The 13862-nt window shown below is 59.8% G+C and carries 11 protein-coding genes; 3 read left to right on the top strand and 8 right to left on the bottom strand.

Annotated features, from left to right (window positions below; translation table 11 throughout):
* Positions 1 to 49 precede the first annotated feature (49 nt).
* The gene (gene yjgA, locus ACA048_RS04280; RefSeq protein ID WP_007901505.1) at positions 50 to 574 is read left to right on the top strand and encodes a ribosome biogenesis factor YjgA; all 525 of its coding nucleotides are present in this window, start codon (positions 50 to 52) and stop codon (positions 572 to 574) included.
* Between the two features lie 50 nt (positions 575 to 624).
* On the opposite strand, the gene tldD is transcribed toward yjgA, so the two are convergent.
* The 8 genes from tldD to mreB all read right to left on the bottom strand — a co-directional run bounded on the left by tldD (position 625) and on the right by mreB (position 11893).
* The gene (tldD, locus tag ACA048_RS04275; RefSeq protein WP_497628064.1) at positions 625 to 2067 is read right to left on the bottom strand and encodes a metalloprotease TldD; all 1443 of its coding nucleotides are present in this window, start codon (positions 2065 to 2067) and stop codon (positions 625 to 627) included.
* Positions 2068 to 2085: 18 nt separating this feature from the next.
* Entirely contained in the window at positions 2086 to 2934 is an 849-nt protein-coding gene (locus tag ACA048_RS04270) for a carbon-nitrogen hydrolase family protein (protein WP_497628063.1), read from the bottom strand.
* 100 nt (positions 2935 to 3034) lie between these two features.
* On the bottom strand, positions 3035 to 6838 hold the full coding sequence (locus ACA048_RS04265; RefSeq protein ID WP_497628062.1) for a YhdP family protein: 3804 nt from the start codon (positions 6836 to 6838) through the stop codon (positions 3035 to 3037).
* 75 nt (positions 6839 to 6913) lie between these two features.
* A complete protein-coding gene (gene rng, locus ACA048_RS04260; RefSeq protein WP_497628061.1) occupies positions 6914 to 8371 on the bottom strand; it encodes a ribonuclease G in 1458 nt (485 codons plus the stop codon).
* 57 nt (positions 8372 to 8428) lie between these two features.
* Positions 8429 to 9025 carry a Maf family protein gene (locus ACA048_RS04255; protein ID WP_497628060.1) on the bottom strand — a complete coding sequence of 199 codons (597 nt, stop codon included), beginning with the start codon at positions 9023 to 9025 and terminating at the stop codon, positions 8429 to 8431.
* 42 nt (positions 9026 to 9067) lie between these two features.
* Positions 9068 to 9559 (bottom strand): rod shape-determining protein MreD, encoded by a 492-nt coding sequence (gene mreD / locus ACA048_RS04250; protein WP_223516488.1) that lies wholly within the window; start codon positions 9557 to 9559, stop codon positions 9068 to 9070.
* Complete coding sequence (gene mreC, locus ACA048_RS04245) at positions 9559 to 10713, bottom strand: rod shape-determining protein MreC (RefSeq protein ID WP_497629797.1); 1155 nt, start codon at positions 10711 to 10713, stop codon at positions 9559 to 9561. The genes mreD and mreC overlap by 1 nt, the downstream gene beginning before the upstream one ends.
* A 142-nt stretch (positions 10714 to 10855) precedes the next feature.
* Positions 10856 to 11893 (bottom strand): rod shape-determining protein MreB, encoded by a 1038-nt coding sequence (mreB, locus tag ACA048_RS04240; protein ID WP_002555108.1) that lies wholly within the window; start codon positions 11891 to 11893, stop codon positions 10856 to 10858.
* A 211-nt stretch (positions 11894 to 12104) separates the two neighbouring features.
* On the opposite strand from mreB, the gene gatC reads away from it, so the two are divergent.
* Complete coding sequence (gene gatC / locus ACA048_RS04235) at positions 12105 to 12392, top strand: Asp-tRNA(Asn)/Glu-tRNA(Gln) amidotransferase subunit GatC (protein WP_007901429.1); 288 nt, start codon at positions 12105 to 12107, stop codon at positions 12390 to 12392.
* 16 nt (positions 12393 to 12408) lie between these two features.
* Positions 12409 to 13860, top strand: a complete 1452-nt coding sequence (gatA, locus tag ACA048_RS04230) for an Asp-tRNA(Asn)/Glu-tRNA(Gln) amidotransferase subunit GatA (RefSeq protein WP_497628059.1) — start codon at positions 12409 to 12411, stop codon at positions 13858 to 13860.
* The last annotated feature ends 2 nt before the right edge of the window (positions 13861 to 13862 follow it).

The following is a 13862-nucleotide window of genomic DNA, read 5'->3' as shown; positions in this document are numbered from 1 at the left end:
GCGGCCCCCGACTGGTTATCATGGCGGCGTTTCTTTGCGGACGGCCACCATGGTTGATTCTTACGACGACTCCCTCGATACGGGAGAAAAAAGCAAATCCCAGGTTAAACGCGAGCTTCATGCTCTGGTTGACCTTGGCGAGCGCCTTACAACACTCAAGCCTGACTTGCTGGCAAAACTGCCGTTGACCGACGCTATGCGCCGGGCCCTGGCCGATGCGCCCAAGCACACCGCGAATATCGCGCGTAAACGGCACCTTATGTTCATCGGCAAACTGATGCGCGATCAGGACACTGACGCCATTCTGACTTTGCTCGATCAACTCGATGCCTCCACCCGGCAGTACAACGAACGTTTCCATGGACTGGAACGCTGGCGCGATCGCTTGATCGCGGGCGACGATGCAGTCCTGGAGAAGTTCGTGCTCGACTACCCGGAGGCTGATCGTCAGCAATTGCGCTCCCTGATCCGTCAGGCCCAGCACGAATTGGCGACCAACAAGCCACCGGCATCGAGCCGTAAAATCTTCAAGTACATCCGTGAGCTGGACGAGACTCAACGCGGTCTGCGTTAAGTCCCGAATCGGGTGAACCGCACGCGGTTCACCCGAAGCTCCATCCCTGCTTACGATCCTGTACCACCCACAGTAATCGCATCGATTTTCAGCGTTGGCTGGCCGACACCCACCGGCACTGACTGCCCATCCTTGCCACACGTCCCCACGCCGCTGTCCAGCGCCAGATCGTTACCGACCATCGACACCTTGCTCATGGCTTCCGGACCGTTGCCGATCAATGTCGCGCCTTTGACCGGCGCGGTAATCTTGCCGTCTTCGATCAAATACGCTTCGCTGGTGGAGAACACAAACTTGCCGCTGGTGATGTCCACCTGTCCACCACCGAGGTTGGCGCAGTAGATGCCGCGCTTTACCGAGGCAATGATTTCTGCCGGATCGCTTTCGCCCGCCAGCATGTAAGTGTTGGTCATACGCGGCATTGGCAAGTGCGCGTAAGACTCGCGACGACCGTTACCGGTACGGGCCACGCCCATCAGGCGCGCGTTGAGCTTGTCCTGCATGTAGCCTTTGAGGACGCCGTTTTCGATCAACGTGGTGCACTCGGTCGGGGTGCCTTCGTCGTCGACGCTCAGGGAGCCGCGACGGCCTGCCAACGTACCGTCATCGACGATGGTGCACAGTTTGGATGCAACCATTTCGCCCATGCGCCCGCTGTAGGCAGAGCTGCCCTTGCGGTTGAAGTCGCCTTCCAGACCGTGGCCAACCGCTTCGTGCAGCAGCACGCCGGACCAGCCGGAACCCAATACCACCGGCAACGTACCGGCCGGCGCAGGAATGGCCTCAAGGTTTACCAGCGCCTGACGCAACGCTTCACGGGCGTAACCCATGGCGCGGTCGTCACTGAGAAAATAACGGTAATCGGTACGCCCGCCGCCACCATGTCCACCGCGCTCGCGGCGACCGTTTTGCTCGACGATCACGCTCACATTGAAGCGCACCAGCGGCCGCACATCGGCGGCCAGGCTGCCATCAGTGGACGCGATGAGAATACGTTCCCAGACACCGGCCATGCTCACCGTGACTTGCTGGATACGCGGATCGAGGGCGCGGGTGGCCGCATCGATGCGCTTGAGGAGTTCGACTTTTTCGGCGCGGGTTATCACTTCCAGCGGGTTATCGGGCCCGTACAACTGGGCGACGTCCTGCGTGGTGAACGCCTGCACCGCACCATTCTGCCCGGCGCGGGAAATCGAACGCGCGGCACGGGCCGCCGCACCGAGGGCTTCCAGAGTGATGGCATTGCTGTAGGCAAAACCGGTTTTTTCACCCGATTGTGCGCGCACGCCGACACCTTGGTCGAGGTTGAAGCTGCCTTCCTTGACGATCCCGTCTTCCAGCGCCCAGGACTCGGAAATCTGCCCCTGGAAATACAGGTCGGCGGCATCGATGCCTGGGCCGGCCAGATCGCCAAGCACGCCTTGCAGGCTCTCGATCGTTACGCCACCGGGCGCCAGGAGGTGTTCACTGACTGAGGACAACAACTCGCTCATATGCTTTACGCCTTAAATTCATCGTTCTGAGGCAGGTCGCTGAGCGCCCTGCGAGAAAAAGCGCCGGTGACTGGACACCGGCATCCGCGCCCTGATGGACGCCTGTTCGCTGCTATCGCGTTCGGCCAGCAGCACGGCCTCGCCTTGATCCTGTTGCGCCAGCACCCGACCCCAGGGGTCGATGATTGCGGCATGCCCCCAGGTTTCTCGCGGCCCCGGATGAGTCCCACCCTGAGCGGCCGCCAACACATAACATTGCGTCTCGATGGCGCGGGCGCGAATCAGCACATCCCAATGCGCCGCTCCGGTCACCGCGGTAAACGCCGACGGAGCGGTAATCAGCTCCGCTCCGGCAGCGCGTAATTCGCTGTACAGTTCCGGGAAGCGCAGGTCATAACACACCGTCAGCCCGACTCGACCGACCGGTGTATCTGCAACCACCGCCCCACTGCCATAAGCATAGTCATCGGACTCACGATAACGCCCACGATTGTCCGCCACGTCCACGTCGAACAAATGCAGTTTGTCGTAGCGCGCCACCGTCTCGCCGTGATCATTCACCAACAACGAGCAGGCATGCACTTTCGCCGTCGGGTGGCCCACAGGGGGCAACGGCAACGTGCCCGCCACTATCCATAACTTGAGGTCGAGGGCGGTCTGTTTCAACCACGGCAGGATCGGGCCGTCGCCCAACGCTTCGGCACGGCCGATGTCGGCGATGTCGCGACGGCCCATCGCGGCGAAGTTTTCCGGCAATACGGCGAGTTGCGCACCGCCGGCCGCCGCCTGTTCGAGCAGCCGGCGTGCCTGAGTCAGGTTGGCCAGCACGTCGCTCTGGCTGACCATTTGAATCACCGCTACCGACATGGTCTTTCCTTACTTGAGAAGTGTCAGCTACCTGTAGCCACTGCCGAAGGCTGCTACAAGACCTTCGTCATGCTACTCCATCAGCGTAAGACGTGGCTTTTCAAAAAGGCTTGTCGAAGGTGATTTTCGGATCTTTCCACGGGCCTTTGACGGTGTATTGGACACTGGCAAAACGGGCCATGCGGTCACCGATCAGTTTGTCGATCAGGAACAACGCGCCGCCGACAGCCGGCGCGCCAACGATCAACGCCGCAATCGGCAAGTTATTGGTCACCGGCAACGTCACTAGCAACTTGGCGTCGATCCGGTCACCCACCAGGTTCAAGGTTCCATCAAGTTCAAGGTTGGTGGACGGACCGGCCATCCGGATCGGTTCACGGGTGACGTAGACGCCATTGGTCCCGACCAGCACACCTTTGACCTGGTCATAACTCAGGCCTTTGCCGAACAAGTCGGAAAAGTCCAGGCGCAAGCGTCGACCGATGGAGTTGAAATTAAGCAGGCCGAAGACTTTCAGGGCCTGGGCACTGGCGTCGACCTCAACAATCTGGCCCTTGGTGATCGTTGCATCAAGGGTGCCGGAGAAACGCTTGCTGGCCAGCCAGGCCGGCGAACCTGGCCAGCGACCGTCAACGTCCATATGAAATTTTTCACTGGTTACACTCGGTGCAAAACCCCAGCCTTTGAGCACATCGGCGAGGTTCTTGCCGCTGATCCGCCCCTTGTACCAACTGCTGGAGCTACCGGGTACACCTTCCCAGCCACCACTGCCTTGCAACAGAATCCCTTTGAGGCCCATGTCCAGCGCGTTGAGCGCAATCCCCTTCGCGGTCGGACGGATTTTCATTGACCAGCCGCCCACCAGATCCTGCCCCAGGAACAGCTGGTTGATGGTGATGTCCAGCGCCGGAATCTTTGTCGGGTCCACCGTGACCAATGGATCGGGTGCGTTCTCGTCGGTCACTACCTTAGGATCCGCTGCGGGCAGGCGCACGTATTGCAGATTGACCGTGATCGGTGCGCCTTTCGCATCTGGAACACCGACGGTGCCTTTGACCTGCTGACTGTCGAGTTGCAGAGCCCAACTGGCGGGCTTTCGGTTCAACTGCACAGAAGCCTGATCGAGGGTAGCGCCCAGAGCACTGAGCTTGCCAACCTTCAAGTCCGCACTGCTGAGCAACTGTTTGGCACTGTCGCCCGAAACCTGGGCGGCGTACTTGTCTGCCAAATCCTTCCACGGGCCAACATTCAGCTCCGACAGCACGCCTCGCACCCGCAGGCCTTTGGCACCGGGCAATACGGCATCGCCACCACCGAGGAGCAGCTCACCACGCCCCTCGGAAAAATTGCCGTTCGGTGCTGCAAACGTAAAGTTTGCCAACTGACCATAGTTGACCCAGTAGCGCCGATCCGGCCCTTGCAAGGTCATGCGAAACAACGTATCGCGGCCAGCATCGGCCGTCATGCCGAAAGGAGCCGGTAAATCGACTGTCACACCTTTGAGGTTGGAATTGACGATCAACTGACTGTTAGCGCCGTCCAGGTTCAGTTGCAGCTGATACGGGATCACCCCGGAAACCGGCACGGGCTGAGTCACGTGCAACCAGTCAGTGAGTTTTTTGACTTCGACCCGACCGGAAGCCGTGACGCGTGTCTTGAGTTGACTCGCATTGCCATCGGCGAAAATCTGCGCGGTGACAGGCTTATCAAAGGCGTGTGCGCTAATGTGCTGCCCGCTCAACCCCTTGGTGCTATCAAAGCGGAAATCGCCCTTGAGTTGAGTCAGCTCCAGCACGGGCTCAGCCAGTTTCAGACGTGCCTTGGCGGTCTTGAAGTCGACGATAATCTTCGGCTGCTCGCCTTTGGCCAGCGGGATATCCAGTTTCAACTTGCCCTGTAGATCGCCCTCACCTTCCCAACCGGCGAAGGTTGCAGCAGTGCCTATCGGCGCTTCCTGAAGAATTTTCAGGCCATCGCGCAAGCCGCCGGCGAATCCACCGTCGAGGAACAGATGGACGATTTTTCCATCAGGGACATGGGGAATATCGACGTAAATATCGCGAACCTGCGTATCGAGCAACTGGCCCTTGCTGGCCAGAACCCGCACGCCACTGTCTTCAACAAACACATCACCTGTGACCTTGCTGACATGCGGCCAGCCCGGCTGGAAAGCCAACTCGGCATCGTGCACCTTGAAGAACAGGCTGATGCTGCGGTCCGTATCGCCGGCGCCAGGTTTCAGCGACCCCTGATACTGGAAGAAACCTTCGTCCACCGCGCCCTTGATAATTGCCGTACGCAGCCATTCGTCCAGCGCCGGGCCGAGCATTGTCGGCAGGTACTTGGCGGTGTAACGACCGTCCCCATCGACCATGCCGACCCGCAGATCCATGTAATCATCCTGAGTGGGATCGAAACGCAGGCGAATCAGGAAGTCGCCGGCAATCTTGCCCTCTTCACCGAGCACCTTGAGGTACGGCGAGATCAGGGTGAAGCCTTCTTTGTCGAGCTTCCAGGTCAGCGTCGCGTTGGCCTGAAGGTATTGCCATGGCTTGGCGAAAATGGGGGTCAGGTGCAGGACAAAGTCCTTGCTGTCCATGCGCAGCTCGCCCTTGCCGAGGTCACCGCTGATGCTGCCGCTGACATTTCGCGCCCCCGGAGCGCCGTAATAGGCATCAAAACCAACCCGGTCGAGGTTCGCGGCGAAGCTGAACTTGCTGTCGTCAGTGGCATTGGGTCGAACGTCGATCAGCACATTGCGCAACTCGCCGGTCACCTTGAGCTTTTCGACCGCCGTGGCAACGCCTTCGGGCAGTGGACCCAAGGCGTTCAGCAGCGGCGTAAGCGGGGTGAGGTCGAGGCGGTCGGCTTGCAGGTGCCAGAGTTCTTCGACCTTGTCGGTCGCTGAAGTTTGTTTGAGTTGCAGATGCGATTCCCAGCGCGTCTCGCCGAAGCTCATGGCCAGGGAGTCCAGCGTCACCAAGACGCCTTCGGCACTGCGCTGGAAATAGCCATTGAGCGCCAGATTGTTGATCTGGATCGGCTTGCGTTCGGCGTAAGCCCCTTTGAGCAGTGGCGCGTTCAGGCGGATCGCAGCGCTTTGCAGTGTGCCCTGGCCCCAATTGATCCAGAGCTCGCCACCGGCCTTGATCTCGGAAAAATCCCATTGTCGGGTGAGGCGCTCGGACAGCCACTTCGACCAATCACTTTGTGGCAGGCTCAGGTAAGCCTCGGCTTCACCATCGCGCCATTCACTGGCGCGGATACGGGTGCGCAGGCTCATGGCCACCGGTTGACCGTCAGGCAAGGTCAAACGGGCATCAAGGCGCTGGCGGGCAGCACCGACTTTCAGATTAAGGCCGACGTAGGTCAGGGTCAGCGGCGGATGATCCAGTGGTTGCAAGGTCACCTGACTGTCAATCACCGACAACTGCTGGACCATCTGGAGGCGGTTGAGCAGTTGTTCGGGATCAAGTGGCAGATCCTTCTGCACCGGTAAACCTTCCAACGCCCACTTCCCGTCCTCACCTTCCTTGAGGCTGATCTTCAGGCCGTTCAGCTCCAGGTGAGCGATGCGCACCTGGCGCGCCAATAAACTTTCCAGCAGGTCCGGCACCGCACGCACCTGGTCCAGACGCAGGGCATTGGCGCCCTCTCCGACTGTCACGTCATGAGCCAGCAAGATCGGCGCAAAACCACTCCAGTTACCTTCCAGCTTGCCGATTTTCAGCGGCATGCCCAAGGCTTCGCTGGCTTTGGTTTCGGCTTCTGTACGGTATTCGGCCACCAGAGGCGTCAGTTCACGGCCAAGGCTGACGTACAACGCCATCAACACCAATACCAACGCGCACAGGCCCAGACCCCAGCGGGTCAGTGCGACCAATATGCGTGTCAGACGATCCATGTCAGGTGGCTCCCATGGCGAAAATGCTGCAAAAAGTTGAGGCCAGCCGATCTAGTAAGGATGAAACACAGCGATTCAGAGCAACACCACGTCGTATTGTTCCTGGGAGTACATGGTTTCCACCTGGAATCGAATGGTGCGTCCGATAAATCCTTCCAGTTCGGCAACATTACCTGACTCTTCATCGAGCAATCGGTCGACAACTTTCTGGTTCGCCAATACACGATAGCCTTCCGCTTGATAGGCGCGCGCCTCGCGGAGGATTTCTCGAAAAATTTCGTAGCAGACCGTTTCCGGCGTCTTCAATTTGCCTCGCCCCTGACAGCTGCTGCACGGTTCGCACAGTACCTGTTCAAGACTTTCGCGGGTTCGCTTGCGGGTCATCTGCACCAGGCCCAACTCGGTAATGCCGATGATGTTGGTTTTGGCGTGGTCGCGCTCCAGTTGCTTCTCGAGCGTGCGCAAAACCTGACGCTGGTGCTCCTCGTCTTCCATGTCGATGAAGTCGATGATGATGATCCCGCCCAGATTGCGCAGGCGCAGCTGTCGGGCAATGGCGGTGGCAGCTTCAAGGTTGGTCTTGAAGATGGTTTCTTCGAGATTGCGATGGCCGACAAAAGCCCCGGTGTTGACGTCAATGGTGCTCATGGCTTCCGCCGGATCAACCACCAGATACCCGCCGGACTTCAGCGGGACTTTGCGCTCCAGGGCCTTCTGGATTTCGTCTTCGACGCCATATAAATCGAAAATAGGCCGCTCGCCCGGATAGTGTTCAAGACGATCGGCGATTTCCGGCATCAGTTCGGCGACGAACTGCGTGGTTTTCTGGAAGGTTTCCCGGGAGTCGATGCGGATCTTCTCGATCTTCGGGCTCACCAGGTCACGCAATGTCCGCAACGCCAGGCCGAGGTCTTCGTAAATCACACTCGGCGCGCCGATGGTTTTGATCTGCTCGTTGATCTGGTCCCAAAGCCGGCGCAGGTAGCGGATGTCCATGAGGATCTCATCGGCGCCAGCCCCTTCGGCAGCGGTGCGCAAAATGAAGCCGCCAGCCTCTATGATGCCTTCTTTGGCCACGCAATCGGTGACCACCTGCTTGAGGCGTTCGCGCTCGGCCTCGTCTTCGATCTTCAACGAAATACCGACGTGAGCGGTGCGCGGCATGTACACCAGATAACGCGATGGAATCGACAGCTGAGTCGTCAGGCGTGCGCCTTTGGAGCCGATCGGGTCCTTGGTGACCTGGACCACCAGGCTCTGGCCTTCATGCACCAGGGCACTGATGCTTTCGACTGCCGGGCCTTCGCGCAGGGAAATTTCCGAGGCGTGAATGAACGCCGCGCGGTCCAGACCGATGTCGACGAACGCCGCCTGCATGCCTGGCAAAACCCGTACGACCTTGCCTTTATAGATGTTGCCGACGATCCCGCGCTTTTGCGTTCGCTCGACGTGGACCTCTTGCAGAACACCGTTTTCGACCACCGCCACGCGCGATTCCATCGGCGTGATGTTGATCAGAATCTCTTCACTCATGGCAGGGTCTCGTTCAGGCGTATTCACGATAATGGCTGCATCTTGTCAGTACGACGCTCAGCGCGCGTTAAGTGTTTGCCAACAGGGTATGCCGAAATGGCCGAGAAGTTCTGCGGTTTCGCACAGCGGCAGCCCGACCACAGCCGAGTAACTGCCGTTGAGCCCGGCAACAAATACCGCCCCCAGCCCCTGAATTCCGTAGCCACCCGCCTTGTCGCGAGGCTCACGGCTGGCCCAATAGGCTGCCGCTTCTTCGCGACTGATGTTGCGAAACCGCACCAGACTGCGCACCACCCGAGACTCGCAGCGCTCTGCGTCGAGTACGGCGATGGCGGTCAAGACTTCATGCTCACGGCCGGCCAACAGCATAAGCATGGCGCACGCTTCGGCTTCGTCCACCGGCTTACCAAGAATTTTCCCGTCCAGCACTACCGCCGTATCGGCCCCCAGCACGCAAAAATCCGCATCGGACACGACGACGCCTCGCCCGGCCTCGGCCTTGCCGCGCGCCAGGCGCTCGACATAGGCCGACGGGGATTCATGAGTTAAAGGGGTTTCATCGATGTCCGCGCTGATGGCGCAGAACGGCACGCCAATCTGCGTGAGCAGTTCACGCCGACGCGGCGAGCCTGAGGCAAGGTACAGCTGTTTCATCAAGACATCTCCCTGTCTGGTGCGGGCAAATGCCTGACCGAATTAATTGATTTTGTAGCGCCGACGCAGACCACGCAAACCGTAGCTGACCCATGGCCACAGCAACGCACTGACCAGGGCAGGCAGCACCAGCGCCAGTGTTGGCTGACGATTGCCGGTCAAAGCGCTCAGCCACAGTTGAACAAGCTGTGCGAGGCCGAAGATCACCAGGATCACCAGGCTCTGCTGCCACATCGGGAACATGCGCAAGCGCTGTTGCAGCGACAGCACCAGGAAGGTGATCAACGTCAGGATCAGCGCATTCTGGCCAAGCAACGTGCCATAAAGCACGTCTTCAGCCAGTCCAAGGCACCAGGCGGTGAGCATGCCGACTTTTTGCGGCATGGCCAGCGCCCAGAACGCGAGCAGCAACGCCAGCCACAGCGGGCGGAGAATTTCCATGAATTGCGGCAACGGCGAGACGCTGAGCAACAGGCCTACAGCAAACGTCACCCAGACCATCCAGCCATTTCGGGAGGCTTTGACACCGACCATTATTCTTGTCTCCCAGTGGTCGCCGGCGCGGGGACAGGCGGTTTGGCTGCAGGCTTCACGACGGTGGGTGGCGTTGCCGGCGGTTTAGCGGCCGCAGGTACAGCCTCCGGCGGCTTGTTAGCGCCCGGTTTCGCAGCAGCAGGCTTGGCCGGAGTTGCGCTAGCCGGGGCAGCAGGCGCGACAGGTGCGGTCGGCGCGGCAGCAGGTGCAACCGTTGCAGCAGGTGTCACAGGAACCGGTTTGGGTACAGTCGCCGGAATGATCGGGCCGCCGCCGTGCTGGTCCAGTGCTTCCTGCGCCTGGGCCGCTTCGTTGGCGCGCTCCTCGGCCGTGCGGCCGTCACTGTACACCAGCAGCAAATAACGACTGCGGTTCAACGCGGCGGTCGGTACGGCGCGAACGATGGCAAACGGCTGCCCGGAGTCGTGAATCACTTCCTTGACCGTCGCCACCGGGTAACCCGCCGGGAACCGCTGGCCAAGGCCGGAGCTGACCAACAGATCACCTTCCTTGATGTCGGCGGTATCGGCTACATGACGCAACTCGAGGCGTTCCGGGTTGCCGGTGCCGCTGGCAATCGCCCGCAGACCGTTACGGTTCACCTGCACGGGAATGCTGTGGGTGGTGTCGGTCAGCAGCAATACGCGGGAGGTGTAGGGCATCAACTCGACTACCTGCCCCATCAGGCCGCGTGCATCGAGCACCGGCTGACCGAGGATCACACCGTCGCGCTCACCTTTGTTGATGATGATGCGATGAGTGAAGGGGTTCGGGTCCATGCCGATCAACTCGGCCACTTCGACTTTCTCGTTGACCAGTGCTGAAGAGTTGAGCAACTCGCGCAGCCGAACGTTCTGCTCGGTGAGGGCGGCAAGCTTCTGCATGCGGCCTTGCAACAGCAGGTTTTCGGTTTTGAGTTTTTCGTTTTCCGCGACGAGTTCGGTACGGCTGCCAAATTGGCTGGCCACACCCTGCCATAGCCGCTGCGGCAGGTCGGTGATCCAGTAAGACTGCATCAGCACCAACGACATTTGGCTACGCACTGGCTTGAGCAGTGTGAAGCGGGCATCGACCACCATCAGCGCGACCGATAGCACGACCAGCACCAACAAGCGCACGCCCAGTGAAGGCCCTTTGGTGAAAAGCGGTTTAATAAGCCGCTCCTCCCAGGCAAATGTTCTCTTTATTCATACGGCATCAAACCGGGCTGGATGCAGACTGACAGAAGATAAACGCCAACAGGCAGCACTGCAAAGTGCTGCCTGCGCGCCAACAGCATAGATGCAACCGGCGAAATCACTCGCTGGAAAGCAGGTCCATGGTGTGTTTATCCATCATTTCCAACGCACGGCCACCGCCGCGAGCAACGCAGGTCAGCGGGTCTTCGGCGACGATCACCGGCAGACCTGTTTCCTGGGCCAGCAACTTGTCGAGGTCACGCAGCAAGGCGCCACCACCGGTCAGTACCAGACCGCGCTCGGCGATGTCGGACGCCAGCTCAGGAGGCGATTGCTCCAATGCACTTTTCACAGCCTGAACGATGGTGGCCAGGGACTCTTGCAGAGCTTCCAGCACTTCATTGGAGTTGAGGGTGAAAGCACGTGGAACGCCTTCGGCCAGGTTACGGCCACGCACGTCGACTTCACGAACTTCGCCGCCTGGGTAGGCTGTACCGATTTCCTGTTTGATGCGTTCGGCGGTGGACTCGCCGATCAGGCTGCCGTAGTTGCGACGCACGTAGGTGATGATCGCTTCGTCGAAGCGGTCGCCGCCAACCCGTACGGATTCGGCGTAAACCACACCGTTCAGGGAGATCAGTGCGATTTCGGTAGTACCACCACCGATATCGACCACCATCGAACCGCGTGCTTCTTCAACCGGCAGGCCGGCACCGATCGCGGCAGCCATTGGCTCTTCAATCAGGAACACTTCACGAGCACCGGCACCAAGGGCCGACTCACGGATGGCACGACGCTCAACCTGAGTGGATTTGCACGGAACGCAGATCAGCACACGAGGGCTAGGCTGCAGAAAGCTGTTTTCGTGAACCTTGTTGATAAAATATTGCAGCATCTTTTCGCAGACGCTGAAATCGGCAATCACGCCGTCCTTCATCGGACGAATGGCAGCAATGTTGCCCGGCGTTCGGCCGAGCATGCGCTTCGCTTCGGTGCCGACAGCAACGACACTTTTCTGGTTACCGTGTGTCCGAATAGCCACAACCGATGGCTCATTCAGGACGATACCGCGCTCGCGCACGTAAATAAGGGTGTTGGCAGTGCCCAGGTCAATGGAAAGATCGCTGGAAAACATGCCACGCAGTTTCTTGAACATGGGAAAGGGACCCTAGGCAACGCGTGGGTAAAAAAGTGCGGCAAACTCTAACAACGACAGGGATTTTGGGCAAGGCGCCAATATGTTAAATTGGCCGCTTTTCTGTGCACCAACCCCCACAATCGCGGCCTTATGACCGTAGAAATGCGGTAGTGTTCAGACAATCTAACACACGGACGCCGTCCGTTCTGTTTTCCACTGGAGAATCGCAATGGCGCTTGAACGCTCCGACGTGGAAAAAATCGCTCATTTGGCCTGCCTTGGCCTAAATGATGCCGATCTTCCACACATCACTTCGGCCCTGAACAGCATTCTGGGTCTGGTCGACGAAATGCAGGCGGTCAATACCGACGGTATCGAGCCGCTGGCCCACCCACTGGAAGCCAGCCAGCGCCTGCGTGCAGACGTCGTGACCGAGACCAATCATCGCGAGGCCTATCAGTCCATCGCACCAGCGGTCGAAAACGGCCTGTACCTGGTTCCGAAAGTCATCGACTAAAGGGAAAGAGCCTGCAATGCATCAATTGACTCTGGCCGAGATCGCCCGCGGTCTCGCCGATAAAAAGTTTTCTTCCGAAGAGCTGACCAAAACCCTGCTGGCGCGTATCGCCCTGCTCGATCCTCAGCTCAACAGCTTCATCAGCCTCACCGAGGACTTGGCGCTCCAGCAGGCGAAAGCCGCTGACGCACGCCGGGCCAATGGCGAGAGCGGCGCCCTGCTCGGCGCGCCGATTGCGCACAAAGACCTGTTCTGCACCCAGGGCATCCGCACCAGCTGCGGCTCGAAGATGCTCGACAATTTTAAAGCACCGTACGACGCCACCGTCGTTGCCAAGCTGGCCGCTGCCGGGACCGTAACCCTGGGCAAGACCAACATGGACGAATTCGCCATGGGTTCGGCCAACGAGTCGAGCTACTACGGCCCGGTGAAAAACCCGTGGAACCTGGAACACGTTCCAGGCGGTTCGTCCGGCGGTTCGGCGGCTGCGGTTGCCGCGCGCCTGCTGCCTGCGGCCACTGGCACCGATACGGGCGGCTCGATCCGTCAGCCAGCCGCACTGACCAACCTCACCGGCCTGAAACCGACGTACGGTCGTGTTTCGCGCTGGGGCATGATTGCCTACGCCTCCAGCCTCGATCAGGGCGGCCCGATGGCTCGCACGGCCGAAGATTGCGCCATCCTGTTGCAAGGCATGGCCGGTTTCGACCCACAAGACTCCACCAGCATCGACGAACCCGTTCCTGATTACAGCGCCAGCCTCAACGGCTCGCTGCAAGGCCTGCGCATCGGTGTGCCGAAAGAATATTTCAGCGCAGGTCTCGACCCGCGCATTGCCGAGCTGATCCACAACAGCGTCAAGGAGCTGGAAAAGCTCGGCGCCGTGATCAAGGAAATCAGCCTGCCGAACATGCAGCACGCGATTCCTGCGTACTACGTGATCGCCCCGGCGGAAGCCTCGTCCAACCTGTCGCGTTTCGACGGCGTGCGTTTCGGCCATCGCTGCGAAAACCCGAAAGATTTGATCGACCTGTACAAGCGCTCCCGTGGCGAGGGTTTCGGCCCGGAAGTGCAGCGCCGGATCATGGTCGGTGCCTACGCGCTGTCGGCCGGTTATTACGACGCCTACTACCTCAAGGCGCAGAAGATTCGTCGCTTGATCAAGAACGACTTCATGGCAGCCTTTAATGAGGTCGACATCATCCTCGGCCCAACCACGCCGAACCCGGCGTGGAAGCTGGGCGCCAAGAACAGCGACCCGGTCGCTGCGTACCTGGAAGACGTCTACACCATCACCGCCAACCTCGCCGGCCTGCCGGGCTTGTCCATGCCCGCCGGTTTCGTCGATGGCTTGCCGGTGGGCGTGCAACTGCTCGCGCCGTATTTCCAGGAAGGCCGTTTGCTCAACGTTGCGCACCAGTATCAGCTCAACACTGACTGGCACACCCGCACCCCAACCGGCTTCTGAGG

The sequence above is a fragment of the Pseudomonas sp. LBUM1659 genome (assembly GCF_059716045.1).
The sequence above is the reverse complement of the archived record's forward strand: the minus strand, read 5'-3'. Positions and strand labels throughout refer to the sequence as shown.